This window comes from Natrinema halophilum, from assembly GCF_013402815.2.
Classification (GTDB): Archaea; Halobacteriota; Halobacteria; order Halobacteriales; family Natrialbaceae; genus Natrinema; species Natrinema halophilum.
This window is the reverse complement of record NZ_CP058601.1, coordinates 429,465-451,583: the sequence shown is the minus strand read 5'-3', so window position 1 is coordinate 451,583 and position 22,119 is coordinate 429,465. Positions and strand designations below refer to the sequence as shown.

Here is a 22,119-nt window from a genome sequence, read left to right as displayed (position 1 = left end):
CTACCGTGATTCGACGGGCGTTGCCTCGCGATTTCGTGCCGGTCGTTCCGAATCGGATTCGCACCGTCCGGTCACGCTCACCGTTCCGATCCACCCACAATCACTGCACGCGAACAAGCCCTGACCGTCGATCAGAAAGCCGCCGCAGTCCGGGCAGGTAGGCGGTGTGGCTAACTCACCAGCCGCATCCGTTTCGACCGTCGTAAGCGGCGTCGGCATTTCCCCAGTTCGAATGGTTGCGATCGCCTCATCGGTCGTATACGTCTCGTCCGTTTCCTCGGTCGAGTGGGGAAACACGCCGATCAACTCGTCGTCGGCGTATAACTCGAGACACAAAAGCGGGGTGACGAGCCGTTCACGCGTGGTCCCGGTCACCTGCGAGGTCGTCGAGCGCTCTCGAAACGGCGGGCGGATGTTCACACCGTGGTCATCGGCCCACTGAGAGAATCGGTTGTAATTTTCGAGGACCTCCTGATAGGGGCTTTCATCGGTGAGTGTGACTTCCTTGGGCCAACTCCGAAGGAGCAAGTCGTCGACTTTCCCCTCGGACTCGCAGGCCTGAAGCGTCTCAATCTGCTCGTCGACCGGTTCGAGCAAAAGCGGTGCGCGTACGTGGCAGACCGCTGTAAGCGCCGCTGTTTCGGTATCTATCGTCTCAGTCATTGGTCACGTAATCGGCCAACGTGTGTGTTGATAAAGGTTATCGACGGTGCAGTTATTCATCTCCGTCCGGTCAGAGTGACTATCCACAACGGCTTCAGGAACGCACAGGCGTAATTTCGTGAAAACTCGATCAGTCAGGGAACCGTTCGAGTGACGTCTTCGGAGGGTACTCTCCGTGATAGCAGGTATTACGCTCGCTTCTGAATCTCTTCGCGCAGGAGTTCGCTCACCAGGTCGCCGTCGGCTTTCCCGCGGAGTGCTCCCATACACTCACCCATCAATCCGGAAAAGGCCTGCATGCCCTCCGCTTCGACCTGGTCTTCGTTTCGTTCGACGACTTCGACGACCGCCTCCCGAACTTCCTCCTCGCCTGCCGATCCGAGTCCGGCAGCTTCGGCGGCCGCCTCGGCAGACTGGTCGGGATCATCCGCCAGTGCGCGCAACAGGTCTGGAACACCCTCTCGCGCGAGGTCGCCGCCGTCGGCCATCGCGAACACTTCCTCGAGGTGTTCACGGGAGATGTTTGCGACCGCGACGCCGTCGCGCCGAAGTTCGGTCATCGTCGATTCGAGGGTCGTCGCGGCTAGGGTCGGATCGATTCCATCGTCGACGACGTCCTCGAACAACGGCATGTATTCGCCGTACGCGACCTGTTCGGCCAGCCCCTCACCGAGGCCGTATTCGTCCTGATAGCGCTCGACCTTCTCGGTCAGCAACTCGGGTTCGGACACCTCGCTCGGATCGGGTTCGACGGGCGGGACGTCGGTCTCCGGATACATTCGCGCTGCACCGGGAAGCGGCCGCAGGTAGCGAGTCGTTCCGTCGTCGTTCGCACCACGGGTCTCTTCGGGGACACCCTCGAGTGCAGTCGCTGCGCGCGCCGCGACGGCATCGATTGCCGTTTCGGCGGTGTCTGTTTCTGCGGCGACGATAGCGACGGCGTCCTCCGGGCTGACGCCCACCGCGTCTCGTAGCGCGGTAACCTCGTCTTCGGTGACCCCGTATGCGGGGAGCTCGTCCGTGTGGAAGATTCCGCCAGCCCCGTGGCGTTTCGCGTGGTCCGAGAACTCGGTTCCAAGACGTCGGTCAGGGGCGATTTCGCGGCCGACGAGACCGTCGAAGCCGAACAGCGGAACCGCCATCACGGAGCCGCCCGATTCGAGTGCCCCGCCGATAACGCTGCTTTCGGTGTCCTCGAAGACGTCGGTTACGTCCCGGACGTTGCCGATGGATGCGTCGCGGTCCGCGAGTTCATCCCGGATGTCGACGAGTTCCACCTGGCGCGCGACCTCGTTCCGAACGATGTCGTCGATATCGTCGAGGCTCTGGACGCCTTTAATCTCGACGCGGGCTCCCTCCGCAATGGAGACGTTCACGTCCTGACGAATCGTCCCCAGACCGCGTTTGACTTTGCCCGTCGACCGGAGCAGCATGCCGATCCGTTCGGCCGCCTCGAGTGCCTGTTCCGGCGTGGAAATGTCTGGGCTCGTGCCGATCTCGACCAGCGGAATGCCGAGTCGGTCGAGGCTGTAGCGGACGCCGGCTTCCGTCTCTGCAACGCGCTGTGCGCTTTCTTCCTCGAGCAGCAGATCTTCGATCCCGACGGCGCCGTCGCTGGTCTCGATTTCGCCGTCGGTTGCGATCAGCGTCGACCGCTGGAATCCCGTGGTGTTTGAGCCGTCGACGACGATCTTGCGCATGACGTGGGCCTGATCGACCGGGCTCATGTTCATGAGTTGCGCAACTTCGAGCGTCGTCTCGAGGGCTTCGGCATCGAGTTCGTGGGGGGGTTCGTCGTCCTCCTCGACGAGACATGTCGTGTCGTAGGCGAGATACTCGAATTCGCGCTCGACCATGCTCTCCTCGACGGCGGCGTCGTCGAGTTCGCCCAGTTCACTTCGAGTGGGATGGAGGTATCGCGAAAACGAACGCGTCGACTCCTCGGGTTCGCGGAGGGTCGTCGGACACTGGCAGAACAGTTTCGTCGCCGTATCGAGTTGCTGGTGGATTTCCAGCCCGGCGACGAGTCCGAGGGCCTCGTAATCGTACTCCGTCATTGCCGAGCACTCGGTGACGGAGGGGTAAAAAACCGTCCAGTCCGACTCACGTCCGAGAGCAGGTCCGTCCGACCCCGCGCGGGTGTCTGAAGTCAGTATCCAGCATCGGACCCTGTCGTCTCGTGATCCACTTGCCCATCGGTCGCGTTCGACCCACCGGTCTCATTGCCGTGGTGGTCGTGACCGTGGGCCGCGTGATCAACGCCACCGTCGAATTCGACGTCGCCCCGCATGGCCTCGGGATGGTATTCGCAGAAATACTCGGCTATCTCTTCGGTCGCCTCGAACGTCATCGTCACCGTCTCACCCGCCGTTGCCGACGAATCCGAGCGCTCGAGCTCGTCGCCATCGTCGCTTTCGAGGAGCAGTTCGTGTTCTTCGCCGTCGGCATTGATCCAGACGAGATCGTACTCCCGATCGGCCTCGAGGGTCAACTGCGGATTCTCTCTTCCTTCGATCTCCGCTGGGGCGACGCCGTACCAGTACTCGGCTCGACCTGCGAGAATGATCGGTTGTCGGTCGGTGCCACCGCCGTCGCGGTCGTCGTCTTCGTCCTCGTCGTCCCCGGTTTCGTTCTCCTGGGCGGTCACCGGGAGGGTCAATCCGGCGGCTCCGACTGTCGCACCGGCGAGCCTGAGCGCCGTCCGTCGCGTCAGTTCGAACGTCGTCATACACCCTGTTCGACGCTCAAAATGGAGAAAAAACCACGCTCCGGTTCCCCGAGGCAGTGTGCTGTTAGCCGGGCGTAACAGCCGTCGAGGCCTATGGCATCCGCCGTACTCACAGCAGGAGTCGCGTAATCGGAAATTTCGGCGAGCGATGTCGCGGTAATAGATTGCGGAACGCGCCTCGGGCCGCCCGCGTAAACCCGTCTTGGACGGCTGACGGCCGTTACTCGGTCGGCGGATCGGCCGATTCCGCCGATTGCGACCGCTGCTGGCGAGCGGATGCCTCCCTGATCGCTGCAAGAATCGACTGGGGCGACGTTTCCACCGCCCGTTCCCGACACGCGCTGTATCGCTTCCGAGCGGCCGTCCCCGCAAAGTTGCGGTCGGCGAGCGGTCGGGTTTCGACGACAGCCAGCGCATCGGATTCTTCGAGTGCATCTAGTATCGTCTGATTGCCCGCGCCGAGGACGTGATCCGCCAGCACGGTAACGTCGGCCTCGCGAACTCGCCGTTCGGCGGTCGTCCGGACATCGGTCGACAGTCGGGCAAACGGCTCCACTTCGATCGCCTCGACGCCGAGCGATCGGGCAGTTTCTGCCGCCCCGTCGCCGCTCGAGACCGGACCGAGGGTTACCTCGATTCCAGCAGCGTCGAGACGTGCAACGACGCCGGCCGCAGCGGCTCCCGTCCCCAGAACGTGAACTCTCTTCGGGAGCGAATCGGTGTCTCGTGCGTCCGCCAACGCGGTCACCGTTTCGGAACCGGTCACCGGGTTCGGTGCGACGACGGCGTTCGCGTCGAACGAATCGGCGAGCGTCTCGCTGGTCAAGACGGTCGACGGCACTCCGTCTCGGCGGATTTCTCCGTCGGCGAGCAATACGAGTCGATCGCAGTACCGCGCGGCTAGATCCAGGTCGTGAATCGCCGCGACGACCGTTCGACCGTCGTCGACCAGTTCGCGGACCAGTTCGAGCGTCTCCACCTGATGGGCGATGTCGAGACTGGCCGTCGGCTCGTCGAGTAACAATGCGGGCGTCTCCTGTGCGATCGCACGCGCGATAATTACCCGTTGACGCTGTCCCCCGCTGACCTCGTCGATCGGTCGATTTGCGAACTTGGCCGTCCGGGTCCGCTCGAGGGCGTGCTCGACTGCTTTGCGGTCGTCTACAGTCGGCGGCGAAAACCGTGAGCGGTGGGGATGGCGCCCCATCTCGACGACGTCGCGGACGGGGAACGAAAACGACAACGCCGTATCCTGAGGAACGACTGACACAAGTTGGCTCGAGCGGCGAGAGGAAACGTCGTGGACGTCTACACCATCGACCATCACCGTCCCAGAGGCGGGCTCGAGCACGCCGCTGATCGTCCGCAGCAGCGTCGTCTTCCCGGCTCCGTTGGGGCCGACGAGGCCGACGAATTCCCCCGGCTCGATCGAAAGAGAAACGTCCTCGAGGACGGGGAGGTCGCCGAACGAAAGCGAACAGCGTTCGATTGCGATCGTCGCCGGGTCGGGCACACCGCGACCGGCGTCGGAATCGGGATCCTTTCGTGACGTGTCCGGGTTGTCGGCTCGTTCAGTTCGGGTCATACCGAGTGCACCTCCCGACGGGTAAGCAAGAACAGGAAGAACGGGGCGCCCAGTGCCGCGGTGACTATGCCGACGGGGACTTCGGTCGGCCCGGCTGGCCATCGTGCGAGCGTATCGGTGACGACCAGAAACGACGCGCCGGCGAGGGCGCTGGTCGGAAACAGGATGCGGTGGTCCGGCCCGACCAGCAGGCGCATGACGTGGGGAACGACGAGTCCGACGAAGCCGATAACGCCGGTGACGGCGACGCCGGCGGCTGTGACCACGCTCGCCAGCGCGAGCAACAGCAGCTTGGTCCGTTCGACTTCGACGCCGAGGTGATGGGCATCCTCCTCACCGAGGAGAAGCACGTTGAGTTCTCGAGCGTACGCACCCAGTACGACAACGCCGAGGAGAATAAACGGGAGTGCAAACGCGACATCGCTCCAGCCGCGGTCTCGCAGGCTGCCCATCAGCCAGACCACGGCTTCCCTGAGCCCGTCGCCGCTGTGAATGAGCATGTACGAAATGACGGCCCCGAGAAACGCTTGCACGGCGACCCCCGCGAGCAACAGCGTCGCAACTGGCGTACGGCCGCCGTCGGTCGCGATCGCGTAAACGAGAAATGCGGTCACGAGCGCGCCGCCGAACGCCGCGAGGTGGAGGCTGCCGAACGGAACGAGCGTGGGAAACGCGATGGAAGCGACCGCACCGGCCGCGGCACCGGAGGAGACGCCGATAATCGACGGATCGGCGAGCGGGTTCCGAAAGAATCCCTGCATCACCGTCCCCGCCGCAGCGAGCGCGAATCCGACCGTCGCAGCCAGCGCGATGCGGGGCAATCGAATCTGGGTGATGATGAACTGGTGCGTTTTCGGCACGTCGTACGAGAACGCGGACGCGAACTCGAGGCCCGGCACTGGAACGGGCCAGCCGAGCAGCGGCAGGGTTTCGGTACCGATCTCGAGCCCTGCCGGGACGGCGATGGCGTTCATGATGGCCATGGCGACCGTCACCGGATCGATAGGAACCGGTCCGAGCGCTGCGCTTCCCACCACGACGACAACGAGTAGCGCTCCAAGCCCCGTCGACCACACCGCCGTACGGACCGGACGCTCCATGTACCACAACCTCGATTGCAGTAGACAAATATTTGTTGGAGTACGCGCACCTCGAAGACGATGCGACATCGAGTAACCGCTTTGATGGCGGTTTTATTGGTCAGCAGTGTTGTCGGACCCGCCGTGGTCACCACGAGTGGCGCGACGGGGCCGGCTGTACAGGAGACGAACGCACTACAGGAATCGAACGGTCAGTGTGAATACCCGCTGACGATGACCGACGCGAGGGGGATGGAGGTCACGCTCGAGAGCGAACCGGAGTCCATCGTGACGCTCTATCCAGGTGACGCACAACTCGCTTACTCGATCGGTGCGGAGGGGAAAGTCGTCGGGATGCCCGTCAGTAAGTATACCGAGTCGCTCGACGCCGGCGATCGAACCGACATCACCAAAGACGACGGCGTCACTCCGGTCGCCGAAAAGATCGTGCGGCTCGACCCGGACGTCGTCCTCGCCGCGAACGTCGCGACGTACAACCAGGGCCTCCTCGACACACTCGAGAACGCCGGCATCACCGTCGTCGTCCTCGACACGGCGAACTCGATGGACGGCGTTCGCACGAACGTCCGCGTAACAGGCAACGTGACCGGCCACTGCGCGGGAGCTCAAGAGACGATTCAGTGGATGAACGAACGGCTGGAGATCTACGACAGCGCGCTCGAAGGTGAAGAGAAGCCGCTCGCGTACTATGCGAGTGGCGAAGATGGCGCGACGTTCGGGTCTGAGACGTTCCAGCACGACGTGTTGACCACTGCGGGACTCACGAACCTGGCCGCCGAAGCGGGCGAGACGGGCTGGGTGCAGATCAACTCGGAAGTCGTCGTCGATCGAGACCCGAAATGGATTGTCTACCCCGACAGGGCCGATTCGCCACCGATGCCGGGCGGGCTCGATGAGACGACCGCCGTTCAGGAGAACAACGTCGTGGCCGTCGATAACAACGCGATGAGTCAACCCGGCCCGAACGTCGTCTATGCGATCGAATCGATCGTCGAACAGGTCCACCCCGACGTGTACGCCGAGATAGAAGGCGACCTCGAGGCAGTCGACGAAAAATACAGCGACGAGGGGAACACCTCGGACAGCGAATCGCCAAACGACGGGGACAACGAAAGCGCCATCCCCGGGTTCGGCGTTCCCGCCGCCCTCGTAGCCCTGCTGGCCGCAGTGAGTGCCGTCGCTGGGCGTCGGTAACAAGACACCTCCGTTTCGTATTCTCGTTTCTCCGTTCGAAGGGCCGTCTCGCTTTGAAAAGCGTTTACTCGCCTGACCACTCAGCAAAGTGCATGGTCGAAAACGTCATCTGGCCCGCCTATCTCGATGTCACCCTTTCACGGGCCGAGGGACGACGTGTGTCGGAGGAACTGGCAGTCGATGAGCCGACGGTCGAGGAAATCGCGAAAGCCGTCCAGCAGATCGGGTACGATGCCACCATCGAACGGGACAAGGCGTACTCGCGGGAGCCGTGGGCTGACCGCGGTCGTGTCGTCGTCCGCGGTGCTGACGACTCGTCGAAAAACGACCTCGTCCAGGCCGTCGCGGCGTACGTCGCCGCGATGCGCGAATAACGTGCGCCGAGTCGGCGCGGTCGTTCGCACTGCACAGGGGCTCGCCGTCCTGCGGGCTGCGGAGGCAGCCGATGAAGAGGGAGACGAGTACCGCGACGAGATCGGAACGACAGTCCTCGACGATTCCCTCGAGGAAGTCGGTCGGGTCGTCGACGTTTTCGGTCCCGTGTCGCATCCGTATCTGGCTGTTACGCCGAACGACGGGGTCCACCTGCCGTCGCTGGTCGGATCGACGCTGTACGCGCGCTAGCACCGACTCGAGTTCCTGGCACGTCTCGAGGAACACGAGGGGGTCGATCCGTCGCAGAATTGTCGCGGAATCGGAGTGGAAAAACCAATAGGAGCTGGGTACGAACGCCGCGTCATGAACGATCGGACGCGGGTTGTCGCTGCTGTGGGCCTGACGATACTGTTGTTCCTGGGGGTCCAACTCGGTGCACTGGCGCTGATCGAGCCGTTCACCGAATCTGATCGACAGGCCGTCGAAAATCCCCAGAATCCGACCAACAGCATTCTCTACTTCGCGGTCATGCTCGCGGCGACCGGCCTCATGCTCGCGGCGTTCAGATACGATCTCGAGTGGCTCATCAAGCTCTTGCTCGTCGGGGTCAGCGTAATGATCTCGTGGTACGTCTTCGCAGAACTCGTGCCACCCGTAGCGGGCCCATTTGTCTCGGACGGAATCGCAGACGGCCTTGCGATCGTCGCCTCGCTCGCCGTCGGAGTCGCCCTCCTGTGGTACCCAGAGTGGTACGTGATCGACAGCGCAGGAATCGTGATGGGGGCGGGCGCTGCGGCCCTGTTCGGAATCAGCTTCGGCATTCTTCCGTCTCTCCTGTTGCTTACGGTATTGGCCGTTTACGACGCCATCAGCGTCTACGGAACCGAACACATGCTTGACCTCGCCGAAGGCGTCATGGACCTCAAGATCCCAGTCGTCCTCGTCGTCCCGACGACGCTCTCGTACTCCTATCTCGCCGCGGGCAGTACCGACGACGTCCTCGAGAACGGGGGCGAAGAAACGACCGTCGAGGACGAACCAGTCAGCGAAGCTAACGCTGCGGACGATGCTGCACTCGACGACACAGATGCAGCCACGACCGCTACCGGTACCGATTCGGTCGATGACACAGATGCAGCCGGGACCGCTACCGGTACCGATTCGGCCGACGACGACAGCGAGTCGACCGCCCTCGAGCGAGATGCCCTGTTCATCGGTCTGGGGGATGCGGTTATTCCGACGGTTCTCGTCGCCAGTGCGGCCTCATTTCTCGATCTTCCGACAGCCGCAGTCCCGGGAATCACGGTGAATCTGCCGGCGCTCGGGGCACTGATCGGAACCCTCGTCGGATTGCTCGTTCTCATGCACATGGTGCTCAAGGGACGACCCCACGCAGGATTACCCTTACTCAATGGCGGTGCCATCGGCGGCTATCTGCTCGGTGCGCTCGCGAGCGGGCTCTCACTCACCGCTGCGCTCGGATTCTAATTTCACATCGATCCCCTCGTACTGTTCGAGTCCCCGCGTGAGGGTATCGATTCTACCCTGTTCTGACCCCTCCGAGAGTATACTGTCGGTCGGATAGACGGCAGCAACGACCACGTGGTCGTCCTCGTGATCGCGCTGGGCGACATCGAGATGAACGCTGACGTCGTACTCCGCTTGCAGCGTCGCGATTCCCTCGTACGACTGGAAGGAAAATCGTTGGCCAAGCGCCTGGAGCGCACGGCCGCCGACGGCTCGATCGACTTCGATCCCCGAGTAGTGGCTCTGTACCCGTTCGGCGAGCTCTCTGTTCGAGAGGTCGCCGACGGGATCGAAATCTTCACCGTCGACGGATACCTGCGGGGTCGCGATCACGCCGAACACGCTCGCTTTCAGTGCGTCCCCTCCGAACCGCTCGCCGGTCAGGTCGATAGCCCGATCGTAGACGCTGATGTAGCTCGTCACCTCGACGTCCTGGCCCCCCACCACCTCTGAATCGATTCGCTCTCTCGTCCCCTGATACTTGTAGTCGGCCTCCGCAGCCGCATCCTCGGAGACGCGCGCCGGCGTTGCCGAAAACGTTGCTACGTCGTCGGCGAGACCGCTGACACAACCGGCAACTGTGCCGAGAGCCCCCGCGCCGAGCGTACCGATGAACAGCCGTCGATTCATATCACCAATTCCGACCAGACTAGAGAAAATAAGCGACGCGGTGGTCTTCACTCCGTGATGACCGTTACGGTATGGTCAATCTTCACGCCTACAACTGATACACTGTAACGTCCCGAACCTCGAACCGAGCGCCGCCGTCGGAACCTGCCACGACGGAAATCGACCACCCGTGAGCGTCGACGACGTGTTGAACGATCGCGAGGCCCAGCCCGGACCCGCCGTCTGAATCGTTCTCCGCTGTGGATCGGCTCTCATCGTTTGGCGCATCGATCCCGAACGAATAGCCGGATTCGAATACCCGCTCCCGCTCGGCTGCCGGAATCCCGGGCCCGTCATCCTCGACGTAGAATCCGTTTCCGTCGCCGGTTTCCCGCTCTTTATCGGTGGACGCCCGGTCGGGAGGTTCCGCTTCCGTCGATCGATCGACCGCCGAATCGCTCTCGGTCGCCCGCTCGAGCACTCCGATCTCGAGATGTACGTCTTCGCCTGCGTGTTCGACCGCGTTCCGAAACAGGTTCTCGAAGAGGTGGCTCACGAGCGTCGAATCGGCACGGATCGCGACGTCGTCCACCACTGACACCATTGCCGATTCCGTACGGACGTGGCCCCACGCGGTTTCGACGACGGTAGCAAGCGGATGTAGGTCGGGCTCTTCGACGGCATCAGCCGTAACGAGTACCAGCGCATCGTCGATGATCGTCTCCATTCGCTCGAGCGAGGCGCGCAACGAGCTTCGGCCCCCGTTCGAGCTATCGAGATCGATGTCGTCGTCCAGTTCGAGCATCTCCGCCTGCGCGAGCGCAACGGACAGCGGGTTTCGCAAGTCGTGCGAGAGCAATTTTGCGAATCCTTCCATTTGGTCCGCCTGTTCCTGCGTTCGTTGCTCGAGCAACCGTCGCTCGGTGATGTCGACGTGCATGGCGAGGACGAACCGCTCACCGCCGTGTTCGTACGGTGACGCCTGCATCATGAACCATCGGTCGCGTTCCGGCGTGTGGCACGGATACTCGAGCGAGAACTCGTCTCGATCACCCGCTGTGACCGCGCGAATACCCCGGGCCGTTTCGGATGCACCCTCGTCGTCGGTTGCATCACAGACCGCGAGATAGTTGCTCCCAACTCCACCGGCGTCGTCGGGCATCCCCTGTGCATTCCCGAACGAGTCCCACGAGCGGTTCGTATAGACGATCGTCCCGGTACCGTCGAGGATCGCAACCTGTGCGGGCAAGGCATCGAACCCGGCGGTAACGAACGATCCGAACGTATCCATTGGCGGATAGAAGATTCCTTCCTACTTGAGAGGGTCGGCCAACGTGGCCCTCGCGACCGGCGAACCGACGGCTACTATTCGCCCGAGGGCAGCCGGTAAGTCGGTCCGTCGTCCGTATCCTGCACCTCGATACCCAGCGCCTCGAGTTCGTCGCGCAATTCGTCGGCGCGCTCGTAGTTGCCAGCCTCACGTTCCCGGGTCCGTATCTCGAGGACCAGATCGACGACGTCGCCGGCGAGGTCTGCGGTACCGGTCGTGTCGCCGGTAAAAGAGAGGCCGAGGATACCGCCCAGTTCTTCGAAGGTCTCGATAGCCCGCCGGAGACTGCGGTAGTCGTAGCCGGCAGCGGCGTCTTCGTCGCCGACACCAGTTGCCTCGAGGTGTCGATTGACCGCCGTGACGAGCGAAAGCAGCGCGGACTGTGCCTCACGGGTGTTGAAATCGTCGTTCATCGCGGTGGCAAATGCCTCGCGTGCGCTCGCGATCTCATCGCGGAAGGCGTCGTCGACGGCCTTCGAACTCGAGTCTGGAGAGTCGAGCGCCTCGACGGCCGCCTCGTAGCCACGCTCGAGTCGATCCCAGCGCTCTTCGGCTTCGGCAATCGTCTCGTCCGAATAGAGTTGTTTGCTGTTGTACGAACCGGCCGTCAAGAAGGTTCGCACCACGTTCGTTCCCCACCGTTCGATGGCCTCGTCGACCGTAACGAAGTTGCCCAGACTCGAGGACATTTTCTCGTCGTCCATCTGGAAGAGCTCGCAGTGGAGCCAGTACCTCGCGAACTCCTTGCCGGTGGCCGCCTCGGATTGGGCGATTTCGTTTTCGTGGTGGGGAAAGACCAGGTCTCGGCCGCCGACGTGAACGTCGAGCGTCTCGTCGAGGTGGGTCATGCTCATCGCCGAACACTCGATGTGCCAGCCCGGTCTGCCCTCGCCCCACGGGGAGTCCCACGTCAGCCCTTCGGGTGGCCTGTCTCCGTGGTCGACGCCTTCGTGGCGGTGTTCCTCGACGGCATCCAGATCGACGCCGCCGGCTTTCCAGAGCGCGAAGTCCGCCGGATTGCGTTTCTCGGAGCGCTCGTCAGGGTTGCCCTGGGACTCGATTTCGGCGAGTTCCTGGTTCGAAAGTTTGCCGTACTCGTCGAAGCGAGCGACGTCGAAGTAAACCGAGCCGTTGGATTCGTAAGCGTAGTCCTTCTCGATCAAGGTCTCCACGAGGTCGATGATTTCGGGGACGTGTTCCGAAACGCGGGGGTAGACTTCCGTTCGGAGGAGGTTCAGCGAGCGCATGTCGTCGATCGTCCGCTGGATGTATGTCTTCGCGACGGCGGATTCGCTCTCGCCGAGATCGTCCTCGCCGATACGGGCGACGATCTTCTCGTTGACGTCCGTGAAATTCTCGACGTGACGGACGTCGTAACCGAGGTGCTCGAGCCAGCGGTGCATGACGTCGACGTGGACCCACGACCGTGCGTGGCCCAGATGGGGCGGGTCGGAGACCGTCAGGCCACAGTAGTAGAGGAGAACGTTCTCGGGATCCCGTGGCTCGAACGGTTCTTTTTCGCCCGTCAACGTGTTCGTCACGTGTAGGGTCATTACCCGTATTTCCTCCGGACGACAGTTAAAGCGTGTGATGCCGCCCGAACGCGTCTTTTCCAGTTCGGCGAGCGCGCGATTTGAAGTCATCGTTCGTTCACTGGACGGGCATGCGAGGAGTCGCCGATCGCGCATCGGTATCGTGGACGGTCGGCACCCGTGACGAATCGGACGTCGCTTCCCGGCTGATAGAACGTGCAAGTCAAACTCCAAGACTGTCCAGATTGAGGCCAATATCTTTAACCAGCAATAAATCGTTTCTGAAACCACTTCCTATAAATGAAATCTCCCCGTCCGCCGTCGGGTGGTCATCGGGCCCTGATCGAACGCTTCCCGAATGGCGTCTTGGTTTTGTTCGACGCTGATCTCTACTACCGTATTGTTGGCCCCGATTCGCTCCCGTTTTCGGGGAGGAACGCGAGCGAGATGGCCGGCGCCCATCTCTCCGAACTCTTCCCCGAGGAAACCGTAACCGAACTCGAACCGAAGCTTCGAGCGACGATCGAAGGAACGCCCCAATCGTTCGATTCGGAATACGGAGATCGAATTCACCACATCGAGACGAGACCAGTTCATATCGACGGTGAACCGTATGGCGTTCTGGTCACGCAAGAAGTAACGGACGCTCGCCAAACGGCAACAGACCTCGAGGAACAGAACGAGCGCTTAGACCAGTTTGCAAGCATGTTGTCCCACGACCTTCGGAACCCGTTGTCGATCGCAGTGGGCGAACTCGAACGATATCGCGAAACGGGTGACGACGCCTATCTGGACGGCGTCGAGGACGCGTTGGGGCGAATAGATGAAATCATCGTGGATCTCACAACGCTTGCACGTTCAAACACTCCGTCCGAGGAACACGAGTCCGTCTCGTTGACCGAGATCTCTCGGGACGCGTGGGAGCTGATCGACACGCAGTCCGCGTCCCTAGAAACGCAAGATTGCACGATCGAAGCCGACAGGAGCCAACTGCAGGCACTTTTCGAAAACCTATTTCGGAACGCGGTGGGCCACGGCGGGATGGACGTGACGGTCCGAGTCGGCCCACTTGAAGGCGGATTTTTCGTCGAGGATACCGGGGATGGGATTCCACCGGAAACGAAAGAGCAGGTGTTCGAGTACGGGTTTACGACGGGATATGGCGGGAGTGGGGTCGGACTGACGATCGTCCGCCGAATCGCAGCGGACCACGACCTCGACGTGTCGCTCGCCGAATCACCGGAGGGCGGTGCTCGGTTCGAATTTTACTGAGCAATTCGTGTGCCAACACGTTCGAGCGCGGCCTCGACTGCCCGGAGTGCGTTCGCACCGTCGCGTCGTTTGACAACGACGACCATCGTCTCGCTGGAAACGGCGGCCGCATCCGACGAGATGTCTTCGACCGACAGTCGGGTGAGCGTCGCAGCGAGCGCCGTGGTATCGACGTCGCCGGTCGCTACGATTGCGGTTCTGTCGCCGCCGGCCCCGAAGGCCGTGTCGCCGACAGTAACGAGTGCAGCGTCGCCCTCGCTTTCCGTCTCGACACCGTCCTGGTCGTCTTCGAGCGGCCCGATCCCGCTTTCCATCCGGACGCGAACGTCACGCGACTCGGTCTCGTAGGCCGGTAGTTCGTCGGCGTACCGCCGCAACGCCGTTGCGATCGCATCGGTCTCACCGTCGATCTCGAGGTAGCGGGCAGCAGCGGTGTAGTTGAGGACGCCGGCCCGCATCGCCGTCAGTAGAAACGGGTGGCGGTCGATCTCCCTGCGGGTCTCGGCTGCCAGTGACATATCGTGGACGGTGTCTCGAATCGGCATAAAGCCGCCGTCATCGGCCCCGCCCGGGCGCTAGATTCGTCCGATAATATATACCGCTCTGGCCCTTCGAAACATCCATGAGCGAGTCCGATCAGGAGCAGTCCGCGGAAGATTCCGTCCGCGAAGACGTCTCGTTGTTTCTCCGACGGAACTTTCCCCAGATAGAGATGCACGGCGGTGACTCCTCGATCACCGAGATCGATCTCGACGAACGCCGCGTTTCGATCAACTTAAGCGGCGCGTGCAGCGGCTGCGGGATCAGTCCAATGACGACTCAGGCGATTCGACAACGACTTCCGGCGGAGATCGATGCTATCGATCACGTTTCCGTCAGCACCGGGCTCGACGGACTGGCCGAACAGGGGTCCTCAGGCCCCGACGTCCCGCCCGACACCCCGTTCTGAGCGGATGTCTCCGTTCGAGTCGGCCACGATACCGTGAAGTGCTCTGCTGGCGAGACCGCTGCGTTTTTGCCGCGAGCCCCGCATCTTCTTTCCATGAAACCAGTCGCTGTCGAGGAGATCATCGAATCGAATCTCGAGGATGCAGAGGCCACGGTTACGCACGCACGCGACAAGCACGACGAGGACCACCTCGCCGCGACGGTCGTCTCTCCGGTTTTCGACGGACTACCGCTGGTTCAGCAACATCAGAAAGTGTACGACAGCCTCGGCGATCACATGACGACCGACATCCATGCCCTCGAACTCTCGACGTACACGCCCGCGGAGTACGACGACCTCGAGACCGACGGGTGACCAGATCCGCTGATTCGTCGCGTTCGGCGGCAGACGGGAGCTGTTACGATTCGGGCCACTCCTCGGCCGAGAGGGGCGTCCCGTCGAGGAAGGCCTCGATCCCGGCGTTTGCATCGTCCGTGGTACAGAGCGCGGCGAACTGCTCGTTCGAGTAGTCGAGGGCCTCGTCGTAGTCCAGTTCGACCATCTCGTAGAACGCTTGCTTTCCCATCTGCACCGCCATCGGGCTCTTCGCTGCCATCGTTTCGGCCAGTCCCATCGCTGCCTCCAGGTGATCGCCCTCGGGAACAACGCGGTTGATCAGTCCCCACTCGAGAGCCGTTTCCGCGTCGATCAACTCGCCGGTCAAAATGAGTTCGAGGCATCGTTTTCTGGTGAGTGCCTTCATCAGTGGTACGGCAGGGCCCATGCAGAACAGTCCGACTTTCGGCGCCGTCGCCCCGAACTGCGTGTTTTCAGCGGCGACGGCCAGGTCGCAGGCCGCGACCAGCCCGATCCCGTTGGCGGCTGCGTGACCGTGGGCCGCGGCAACGACGGGCGTCCGCATCTCGGTCACCGTGTGGAAGGGTTCTTCCATCCGTGTCACCCACTCCTCGTACTCGTTCGTCCCCTCATGGTCGTCGTGTTCCGACAGATCGATTCCGGCCGAGAACGTTTCGCCCGACCCGTCGACCACGATCGCCCGCACGTCGGATTCCTCGTCGAGGGTATGAAGCGCAGCGTCGAGGTCCCGTGCGAGTCCGGTACTGAAGGTATTCATCGCCTCGGGTCGAGACAGCGTAATTCTGCCGACGTGCCCGTCGCGTCCGATTTCGACGTTTTCCCAGCGTTCGGTGTCTGATGGATCAGAAGCCATGTGTGGTTGGTAGCCGGTACTGCTATTAAATGCCCCTGCAAAGTGTTTCGAGACCGATTCGGGAGGAGGGGTCCGACCTCCGCGATCACGAGGGTCGAACACAGTTGACCGTCCCCGCAGCAGCCGCCGTGGACAGGTACGGGGCGATTGACCGCCCTGTGATCGCCGGTCCTCGTCGGAACCGCCGGTCTGGCACGAGCGATCGAGCAGTCTCACCGCTCGTTCGGCGGAATACGATACCGTCACCCTCGGATACCCATCGTGCGTGTGACCGACTGCGTCACCCAATTGCGCTCGCACAGAACCGTAAATTTATCCATCAGTGCTGACACATCACGGGTATGGAATCCCTCCATCCCCGCATCAGGTTGCTCTGGATTGCCCGGGGTGCACTCGTCGCGATCCTCCTCGGGGTTGCTCTCGTCGCGGTCGATCAATTGCTACTGGCCGTACCGACGCCGATCGTCGTCGCGGTCGTCCTGGTAGGACTCGGTTTCGGGGCAGTCTACGCCGTTCGACTGTACCAGATCTGGCGATTCGAACTGCAGGACGACGCCCTCTACCTCGAGCGGGGCGTCGTCACCTTCGTCGAAACCGCCGTCCCGTTCGTCCGCGTCCAGCACGTCGATACGCAGTTCGGCCCGGTCGAGCGGGTGCTCGGCCTCTCGAGCGTCGTCGTGTATACGGCCGGCTCCCGAAACGCGGACGTTCGAATACCGGGATTGACACCGTCTCGAGCCCGCGATCTGCAGGACACGCTCCGCGAACTGGCGGTCGAAAGCGATGCGGAGGACGCGGTCTGAAATGAACCGGCTGCATCCGTTGAGTGCGGTGACGCTGGCCCTCCAGCGAGGGGTTACCGGGTTCTCGATCCCGTTTTTTCTCGTGGGTATCGGGTCGAGTATTTTCGACCTCGATATCGGCCTATTGTTCGTGCTGTCCCCGGTCGGACTCGTCGCCGGTATCGGGTACGGCATCGCGTACTACTATCGGTTTTCGTACGAAGTCACCCCGAGCACGTTCGACGTCTCCTCGGGTGTCCTCTCGCGGCGTTCCCGTGAGATCCCGTACCGCCGCATTCAGAACGTCGACGTCTCCCAGGGGGTCCTCCAGCGGGTTCTTGGGCTCGCCGTCGTCTCCATAGAGACCGCAGGAGGCGGCGAGACGGAGGCCACTCTGAACTTCGTAAGCGAGGACGAAGCCGAGCGGCTTCGAACCGAGATCCGCCACCGAACTGCCGCTGCCGACGGTCGGACGGCTGATGCCAGCGGGCGGACGACGGATGACCGACGGACCGCTACCGCCGAGGCAATTGACGCAGTCGATGCTGACGGCATCAGCAACCCCGACCAGGCCGAGCGAACTCGAGACCAGGGCGGACCGGTCCTCCTCTTCGAACTCGAGATGAAAGAACTCCTGCTGTACGCTCTCACCTCGTTCCGGTGGGGTGCAGCGATTTTCCCGATCGCAATACTGTTCTTCGTTTCGGGTGTCGATTTCGAATCGGGACGGATTCCTCAGTTCGTCTTGGCGGTTGCTCAGCCGCTTGGCGGGGCGGAGACGGTCGACGGTGCAGCCGTCGGGCCGCTCCTCATCCTGATCGCGACTGCAGCGATCCAGTGGACGGTCGCAACGTACGTTGCGAGCGCGATCTACACGGTCGCAAACTACTACGGCTTTCAGCTCGGGCGGGCGGGAGACGATTTCGTCTACGAACGCGGGCTGATTCAGCGCTACAGCGGATCGATCCCCGCCGAGAAGGTCCAGTCGGTCACCGTCACGGAGAACCCGCTCCAGCGTCTGGTCGGTTACGCGGGTCTCTGGGTCGAAACCGCCGGCTACGGTCCCGATATGGGTAACGCCAGCCAGTCGGCCGTCCCGCTTGCCGGTGCCGATCGGATCTACCGATTCGCAGAGAACCTCACCGGGGTCGAGACGCCACGCTTTCGGAACCCGCCGTCGATGGCCCGTCGGCGATATTTCGCCCGTTACTCGCTGATCGCGGGTTGCCTCGTCGTCGCCGCACTGGTACTCTCACGCGTATCGGCCTTCGACCGCTGGTCTCTCTCCATCGTCGCCTTCCTCGTAGTCCCACCCGCAGCACACCTGAAGTACGAAAACCTCGGATACTTCATCGGCGAGGATCACCTCGTAATCCGACGCGGATTCTGGAAGCGCCGAACGACCGTCATCCCGTACTATCGAGTGCAGACGGTTTCGACGCGGCGATCGATCTTCCAGCGCCGTCTCGGGCTGGCGTCGCTCGCCGTCGACACCGCCAGCTCGCGGACGTTCGCCTGGGGGTCGCCGACGATTTACGACATCGACCTCGAGACGGCCCGCAACGCTCACGCGACGGGTCGAGATCGACTGCAGTCTGCGCTGCGTGAGCGCGCCCGTGCGGACGACATCGGGCTTTCGGTGGATTTTACCTGACCGACGCCAACGCTGCGCGTATGGCAGACGGAGACGACTACCGAATCGAGGAGGACAGCCTCGGCGAGATGCAGGTACCCGCGGACGCCTACTGGGGTGCCCAGACCCAGCGCGCGATCCAGAATTTCCCCATTTCCGGAATCACGTTCAGTCGGCGGTTTATCCGCGCGCTCGGGGTCGTCAAGAAGGCTGCTGCCCAGGCCAACCGCGATCTCGACCTGGTCGAGGATGACGTCGCCGAAGCGATCATCGAAGCCGCCGACGAGGTCATCGCCGGCGAACACGACGATCAGTTCCCGGTTGACATCTTCCAGACCGGTTCCGGGACGTCCTCGAACATGAACGCGAACGAGGTCATCGCCAATCGCGCCGCCGAGATCATGGGCGCTGACATTGGCGACCGCGTCGTCCACCCCAACGATCACGTCAACTACGGCCAGTCGTCAAACGACGTCATCCCGACCGCGATGCACGTCGCTTCCCTCGAGGCCGTCGAAAAGGACGTCATTCCCGCACTGGACACCCTCCGTGAGGCGCTCGAGGCGAAAGAGGAGGAGTTCGACGACGTCGTCAAGACCGGCCGGACGCACCTGCAAGACGCGACGCCAGTCACGCTCGGCCAGGAATTCGGCGGCTATCGCACGCAAGTCGAGAAGGGCCTGGCTCGCGTCGACGCGGTCAGGAACCATCTCGGCGAACTCGCGCTCGGTGGCACTGCAACGGGGACTGGGCTAAACACCCACGAAGAGTTCCCCGGGCGTGCAGCAGAATACATCACGAAGGTGACCGGCGTTCAGTTCCGCGAAGCGGACGATCACTTCGAGGCTCAGGCCGCCCACGACGCGATGAGCGAGGCTCACGGCGCGCTACGAACCGTCGCGGGTTCGCTGAACAAGATCGCCAACGACCTCCGTTTGCTCGCGTCCGGTCCCCGAAACGGACTCGGCGAGATCGAACAGCCCGAGAATCAGCCCGGGTCCTCGATCATGCCCGGTAAGATCAATCCGGTCGTCGCCGAGGCAGTCAACCAGGTCCACAAGCAGGTCGTCGGTAACGACGCCGCCGTCTCCGCAGGCGCGGCGGAAGGCCAGATCGACCTCAACCTCTACAAGCCCGTTCTCGCTCACAACTTCCTCGAGTCCGCGGAACTCATTTCGAACGCGAGTCAGGTCTTCGGCGAGCGCTTCATCCGGAAACTCGAGGCCAACGAAGAGTACTGCGAGGAGCGCGTCGAGCAATCGATGGCGATGGCCACCTCGCTCAACGTCCACATCGGGTACGACAAGGCCAGCGAGGTCGCGAAGACGGCGCTCAAGGAAGGGAAGACGGTGCGCGAGGTCGTCCTCGAGAAAGGCTATCTCGACGAGGACGAAGCCGACGAAGTCCTCGATCCTCGAAAGATGACCGAGCGCGGCATTCTCGGTCAAGACGACTGAGGTACCGCCGTACGAAACGCTATCGGTATCAGACGATCGGTGAAAGCGAACTCGACCACGGACTGCTGAGATGCCGTCCGACGGATACTATACATTATTGTAATTCGGTCGTAGTTTACACCCGCTCCATCGGCCTCGTTCGTGGCGCTATCGAGTGTCGATTCTGCCTCCTCCTCCTCGAGCGTCTCCGTCAGTTGTGGAGCGATAGAACCCGACGGCCCGGCGGACATCTCCGCACCGGCGTTTACGACGTAAAGGAAGTCAGCCGTGGTTGCATTCCGATCCGCTATTTCGAGTGCTTCGCCGACGGCAGCCTCGCTCGAGTCGCTTCCGTCAGTCGGCACCAGAATGTCACCGTACGTAGGGGATGATTTCGCACTGACGAACAAAAACTAGACGCGTGAAACAGCGGGGCTTGACCGCAACCGGTCCTCGAGGAGCGTTCGACGGGTTCCGATCACCGATCGGCTATTTCGATCTGTTCCTGATCGAGCGGATCCTCGATGTCGCCCATTACCGCCTCGAGCAGATCTGTCACGGTGACGAGGCCGACGACCTGACCGTCTTCGATCACGAGGGCAAGTTCTTGGTTTTCCGCCTGGAACTGGTCGACCGCGTCGCTTACGTCCACGTCCGGTGAGAGCGTCATCGGTGGCGCCGCCAGATCGGTGAAATCGATGTCGCCATCGGCCAATTCATCGCGGTGCCTGAGGAGGACCGGCGTGTAGACGATTCCACGGAAGTCCGTCAGCTCAGAACCCACAAGCGGATATCGCGTTTGGGGTCGTTCGGCCATCTTTCGGAGGTTCTCTTCGGCATCGTCTTCGGTCGACAGCGCGACGATCTGCTCGGGCTCGACCATCACTCCTCTAATCGCTTGCTCACCGATCTGGAAGGCGTTCATTACCTCTTGGCGGCGCTCGTCGGGGAGATTGCCCTCCTCGAGGATCGAGCCCAGTCGGTTCCGGAGGTCCGCGCGGGATTCGATGACGTCCTCTTCGGTTTCTAGCCAGGCGCCGGTCATCTCAATCCCAAAGAGCTTGAGGGTCCACTTCGCGACGCTGTCCCCGATCCAGATGATCGGCGAGATTAGCCAGTGGAACCAGTACAGCGGCGTCGCCCCGTATCGACAGACCATTCGCGACCGTTCGACGCCGAGATACGTCGGCGTCTGCTCCCCGTGAGTCAGATGGACGAGATTGATGATGAGAAAGGCGAGGATCGCCCCGCTCCCGATCGTCGCCAGCGCGGTGTTTGCAAAGAGCGGTTCGAAAATAGCCGCCAGCGCCGGCTCAGCGACGATCCCAACCGCGATACTCGAAGCGGTGATTCCTACCTGGCACGTCGTCAGGTATATCTCCAGATTGTCGGTCATCTCCCACGCTCGCTCGAGATTGGGATTCCCGGCGACGAACTCCTCCTCAGTGAACTGTCGAGCGCGAGTCAATGCGAACTCGATTGCGACGAAAAAGGCGTTCGCCAGGATGAGCAACACCCCTGCGATCAGTCGACCACCGATGACGAGTGGTTCCATCATGTAGTTCGTTGTGCCGAGGGACACATATTAATAGGGAAACTCGAGGCTGCAGTGTCTCAAGCCAACTGCCTCGTACTGATCTCATCATTCGTTTCTGATACGCAGTCAGAACGACCAGCGTTCGTCGAACCCACCACAAATATGATATTTTCTCGATGACCGATCGCTGATTTCTTCGTTCTTTATTCCCGATTAGTGTTCCGTAAATCGTGGGAGTGAGCCCGAATCGGATCAGGTTCCGTCGGAATAAAAGAACCCAAGCAGTTTTGATGGAGGCTCGCGTCAGACGAAATATGCACACCTGTCGCAACTGCAACCAGTCGTTCCAGACCGAGTTAGCTCTCGAGTTACACCGTGATACGTGCAAAAAGGGACAACTCTTCTGCCAGGTATGCGGGGAACGGTTCCGGGAGGGCGATGCGACCCAGGACGGGTGGCACTACGAATGTCCGAACGAGGACTGTGAGGGAGACGGACTGCAGGAGGATCTGTATCGAGTCGAAGACGTCAGAACCGCGACCCACTGACGCCCCCCGAAGCCCTTTTGCGAACAGACGAACCGACAACGGTTCGTCCGTCTGAACTTCATCGGTTGGTTTGACGGACTCTCTCTGTACAAGCTGGCTTTCTGAGACG

Annotated in this window: 23 protein-coding genes; 11 read left to right on the top strand and 12 right to left on the bottom strand. The window is 62.0% G+C overall.

The window, feature by feature from the left end; genetic code table 11:
- From HYG82_RS22925 to btuC, 5 genes are all read right to left on the bottom strand, one after another.
- The gene (locus tag HYG82_RS22925; RefSeq protein WP_179259465.1) at nt 1-663 is read right to left on the bottom strand and encodes an HTH domain-containing protein; all 663 of its coding nucleotides are present in this window, start codon (nt 661-663) and stop codon (nt 1-3) included.
- Between the two features lie 188 nt (nt 664-851).
- The gene (gene gatE / locus HYG82_RS22920) at nt 852-2,720 is read right to left on the bottom strand and encodes a Glu-tRNA(Gln) amidotransferase subunit GatE (protein WP_179259464.1); all 1,869 of its coding nucleotides are present in this window, start codon (nt 2,718-2,720) and stop codon (nt 852-854) included.
- 92 nt (nt 2,721-2,812) lie between these two features.
- Nucleotides 2,813-3,391: a cupredoxin domain-containing protein gene (locus HYG82_RS22915; protein ID WP_179259463.1), complete on the bottom strand. Its 579-nt coding sequence runs from the start codon at nt 3,389-3,391 to the stop codon at nt 2,813-2,815.
- Between the two features lie 220 nt (nt 3,392-3,611).
- Nucleotides 3,612-4,976, bottom strand: a complete 1,365-nt coding sequence (locus tag HYG82_RS22910; protein WP_179259462.1) for an ATP-binding cassette domain-containing protein — start codon at nt 4,974-4,976, stop codon at nt 3,612-3,614.
- Nucleotides 4,973-6,076, bottom strand: coding sequence for a vitamin B12 ABC transporter permease BtuC (gene btuC, locus HYG82_RS22905; protein WP_179259461.1), 1,104 nt, complete (start codon nt 6,074-6,076; stop codon nt 4,973-4,975). Before btuC ends, HYG82_RS22910 begins: the two co-directional genes overlap by 4 nt.
- A gap of 60 nt (nt 6,077-6,136) precedes the next feature.
- Here btuC and HYG82_RS22900 point away from each other — a divergent pair, with 60 nt between their 5' ends.
- The 4 genes from HYG82_RS22900 (at nt 6,137) to HYG82_RS22885 (ending at nt 9,133) form a co-directional block, all read left to right on the top strand.
- On the top strand, nt 6,137-7,270 hold the full coding sequence (locus tag HYG82_RS22900; RefSeq protein WP_179259460.1) for a PGF-CTERM-anchored ABC transporter substrate-binding protein: 1,134 nt from the start codon (nt 6,137-6,139) through the stop codon (nt 7,268-7,270).
- Between the two features lie 92 nt (nt 7,271-7,362).
- Complete coding sequence (srp19, locus tag HYG82_RS22895; protein WP_179259459.1) at nt 7,363-7,644, top strand: signal recognition particle subunit SRP19; 282 nt, start codon at nt 7,363-7,365, stop codon at nt 7,642-7,644.
- A gap of 1 nt (nt 7,645) precedes the next feature.
- Nucleotides 7,646-7,894, top strand: coding sequence for an H/ACA ribonucleoprotein complex subunit GAR1 (locus HYG82_RS22890; protein ID WP_179259458.1), 249 nt, complete (start codon nt 7,646-7,648; stop codon nt 7,892-7,894).
- 114 nt (nt 7,895-8,008) lie between these two features.
- Entirely contained in the window at nt 8,009-9,133 is a 1,125-nt protein-coding gene (locus HYG82_RS22885; protein ID WP_179259457.1) for a presenilin family intramembrane aspartyl protease PSH, read from the top strand.
- Here HYG82_RS22885 and HYG82_RS22880 read toward each other — a convergent pair.
- From HYG82_RS22880 to cysS, 3 genes are all read right to left on the bottom strand, one after another.
- Nucleotides 9,107-9,802 carry a DUF6517 family protein gene (locus tag HYG82_RS22880; protein WP_179259456.1) on the bottom strand — a complete coding sequence of 232 codons (696 nt, stop codon included), beginning with the start codon at nt 9,800-9,802 and terminating at the stop codon, nt 9,107-9,109. The two genes, HYG82_RS22885 and HYG82_RS22880, sit on opposite strands and share 27 nt — an antisense overlap.
- 88 nt (nt 9,803-9,890) lie before the next feature.
- Nucleotides 9,891-11,072 (bottom strand): sensor histidine kinase, encoded by a 1,182-nt coding sequence (locus HYG82_RS22875; RefSeq protein WP_179259455.1) that lies wholly within the window; start codon nt 11,070-11,072, stop codon nt 9,891-9,893.
- 74 nt (nt 11,073-11,146) lie between these two features.
- Complete coding sequence (gene cysS / locus HYG82_RS22870) at nt 11,147-12,664, bottom strand: cysteine--tRNA ligase (protein ID WP_179259454.1); 1,518 nt, start codon at nt 12,662-12,664, stop codon at nt 11,147-11,149.
- Between the two features lie 279 nt (nt 12,665-12,943).
- Between cysS and HYG82_RS22865 the strand changes: the two genes are divergently transcribed.
- Complete coding sequence (locus tag HYG82_RS22865) at nt 12,944-13,915, top strand: sensor histidine kinase (RefSeq protein ID WP_179259453.1); 972 nt, start codon at nt 12,944-12,946, stop codon at nt 13,913-13,915.
- Here the strand turns inward: HYG82_RS22865 and HYG82_RS22860 are convergent.
- A complete protein-coding gene (locus tag HYG82_RS22860) occupies nt 13,909-14,433 on the bottom strand; it encodes a DUF7523 family protein (protein WP_235217798.1) in 525 nt (174 codons plus the stop codon). The two genes, HYG82_RS22865 and HYG82_RS22860, sit on opposite strands and share 7 nt — an antisense overlap.
- A 104-nt stretch (nt 14,434-14,537) precedes the next feature.
- On the opposite strand from HYG82_RS22860, the gene HYG82_RS22855 reads away from it, so the two are divergent.
- Both HYG82_RS22855 and HYG82_RS22850 read left to right on the top strand, forming a co-directional pair.
- Nucleotides 14,538-14,864 (top strand): NifU family protein, encoded by a 327-nt coding sequence (locus HYG82_RS22855; protein ID WP_179259451.1) that lies wholly within the window; start codon nt 14,538-14,540, stop codon nt 14,862-14,864.
- Nucleotides 14,865-14,957: 93 nt separating this feature from the next.
- On the top strand, nt 14,958-15,218 hold the full coding sequence (locus HYG82_RS22850) for a BolA family protein (RefSeq protein ID WP_179259450.1): 261 nt from the start codon (nt 14,958-14,960) through the stop codon (nt 15,216-15,218).
- A gap of 43 nt (nt 15,219-15,261) precedes the next feature.
- Here HYG82_RS22850 and HYG82_RS22845 read toward each other — a convergent pair whose 3' ends face one another.
- Nucleotides 15,262-16,074: an enoyl-CoA hydratase/isomerase family protein gene (locus HYG82_RS22845; protein ID WP_179259449.1), complete on the bottom strand. Its 813-nt coding sequence runs from the start codon at nt 16,072-16,074 to the stop codon at nt 15,262-15,264.
- A gap of 341 nt (nt 16,075-16,415) precedes the next feature.
- On the opposite strand from HYG82_RS22845, the gene HYG82_RS22840 reads away from it, so the two are divergent.
- From HYG82_RS22840 to HYG82_RS22830, 3 genes are read left to right on the top strand one after another with little or no spacing between them, the layout of a single operon-like run.
- Entirely contained in the window at nt 16,416-16,877 is a 462-nt protein-coding gene (locus HYG82_RS22840; protein WP_179259448.1) for a PH domain-containing protein, read from the top strand.
- A 1-nt stretch (nt 16,878) separates the two neighbouring features.
- Entirely contained in the window at nt 16,879-18,510 is a 1,632-nt protein-coding gene (locus tag HYG82_RS22835; protein WP_179259447.1) for a PH domain-containing protein, read from the top strand.
- Between the two features lie 20 nt (nt 18,511-18,530).
- Nucleotides 18,531-19,946 carry a class II fumarate hydratase gene (locus HYG82_RS22830; protein WP_179259446.1) on the top strand — a complete coding sequence of 472 codons (1,416 nt, stop codon included), beginning with the start codon at nt 18,531-18,533 and terminating at the stop codon, nt 19,944-19,946.
- Here HYG82_RS22830 and HYG82_RS22825 read toward each other — a convergent pair.
- Together HYG82_RS22825 and HYG82_RS22820 are read right to left on the bottom strand one after the other, a co-directional pair.
- Nucleotides 19,934-20,335, bottom strand: a complete 402-nt coding sequence (locus tag HYG82_RS22825) for a universal stress protein (RefSeq protein ID WP_179259445.1) — start codon at nt 20,333-20,335, stop codon at nt 19,934-19,936. The genes HYG82_RS22830 and HYG82_RS22825 overlap by 13 nt on opposite strands.
- A gap of 68 nt (nt 20,336-20,403) precedes the next feature.
- The gene (locus HYG82_RS22820) at nt 20,404-21,480 is read right to left on the bottom strand and encodes a hemolysin family protein (RefSeq protein WP_179264317.1); all 1,077 of its coding nucleotides are present in this window, start codon (nt 21,478-21,480) and stop codon (nt 20,404-20,406) included.
- 296 nt (nt 21,481-21,776) lie between these two features.
- Here HYG82_RS22820 and HYG82_RS22815 point away from each other — a divergent pair, with 296 nt between their 5' ends.
- Complete coding sequence (locus HYG82_RS22815; RefSeq protein ID WP_179259444.1) at nt 21,777-22,010, top strand: HVO_2901 family zinc finger protein; 234 nt, start codon at nt 21,777-21,779, stop codon at nt 22,008-22,010.
- Nucleotides 22,011-22,119: the final 109 nt, after the last annotated feature.

Coding starts and splice junctions, on each gene's coding strand:
- HYG82_RS22925 (WP_179259465.1), bottom strand. CDS start 663: ATGACTGAGACGATAGATACCGAAACAGCGGCGCTTACAGCGGTCTGC.
- gatE (WP_179259464.1), bottom strand. CDS start 2,720: ATGACGGAGTACGATTACGAGGCCCTCGGACTCGTCGCCGGGCTGGAA.
- HYG82_RS22915 (WP_179259463.1), bottom strand. CDS start 3,391: ATGACGACGTTCGAACTGACGCGACGGACGGCGCTCAGGCTCGCCGGT.
- HYG82_RS22910 (WP_179259462.1), bottom strand. CDS start 4,976: ATGACCCGAACTGAACGAGCCGACAACCCGGACACGTCACGAAAGGAT.
- btuC (WP_179259461.1), bottom strand. CDS start 6,076: ATGGAGCGTCCGGTCCGTACGGCGGTGTGGTCGACGGGGCTTGGAGCG.
- HYG82_RS22900 (WP_179259460.1), top strand. CDS start 6,137: ATGCGACATCGAGTAACCGCTTTGATGGCGGTTTTATTGGTCAGCAGT.
- srp19 (WP_179259459.1), top strand. CDS start 7,363: ATGGTCGAAAACGTCATCTGGCCCGCCTATCTCGATGTCACCCTTTCA.
- HYG82_RS22885 (WP_179259457.1), top strand. CDS start 8,009: ATGAACGATCGGACGCGGGTTGTCGCTGCTGTGGGCCTGACGATACTG.
- HYG82_RS22880 (WP_179259456.1), bottom strand. CDS start 9,802: ATGAATCGACGGCTGTTCATCGGTACGCTCGGCGCGGGGGCTCTCGGC.
- HYG82_RS22875 (WP_179259455.1), bottom strand. CDS start 11,072: ATGGATACGTTCGGATCGTTCGTTACCGCCGGGTTCGATGCCTTGCCC.
- cysS (WP_179259454.1), bottom strand. CDS start 12,664: ATGACCCTACACGTGACGAACACGTTGACGGGCGAAAAAGAACCGTTC.
- HYG82_RS22865 (WP_179259453.1), top strand. CDS start 12,944: ATGAAATCTCCCCGTCCGCCGTCGGGTGGTCATCGGGCCCTGATCGAA.
- HYG82_RS22860 (WP_235217798.1), bottom strand. CDS start 14,433: ATGTCACTGGCAGCCGAGACCCGCAGGGAGATCGACCGCCACCCGTTT.
- HYG82_RS22855 (WP_179259451.1), top strand. CDS start 14,538: ATGAGCGAGTCCGATCAGGAGCAGTCCGCGGAAGATTCCGTCCGCGAA.
- HYG82_RS22850 (WP_179259450.1), top strand. CDS start 14,958: ATGAAACCAGTCGCTGTCGAGGAGATCATCGAATCGAATCTCGAGGAT.
- HYG82_RS22845 (WP_179259449.1), bottom strand. CDS start 16,074: ATGGCTTCTGATCCATCAGACACCGAACGCTGGGAAAACGTCGAAATC.
- HYG82_RS22840 (WP_179259448.1), top strand. CDS start 16,416: ATGGAATCCCTCCATCCCCGCATCAGGTTGCTCTGGATTGCCCGGGGT.
- HYG82_RS22835 (WP_179259447.1), top strand. CDS start 16,879: ATGAACCGGCTGCATCCGTTGAGTGCGGTGACGCTGGCCCTCCAGCGA.
- HYG82_RS22830 (WP_179259446.1), top strand. CDS start 18,531: ATGGCAGACGGAGACGACTACCGAATCGAGGAGGACAGCCTCGGCGAG.
- HYG82_RS22820 (WP_179264317.1), bottom strand. CDS start 21,480: ATGGAACCACTCGTCATCGGTGGTCGACTGATCGCAGGGGTGTTGCTC.
- HYG82_RS22815 (WP_179259444.1), top strand. CDS start 21,777: ATGCACACCTGTCGCAACTGCAACCAGTCGTTCCAGACCGAGTTAGCT.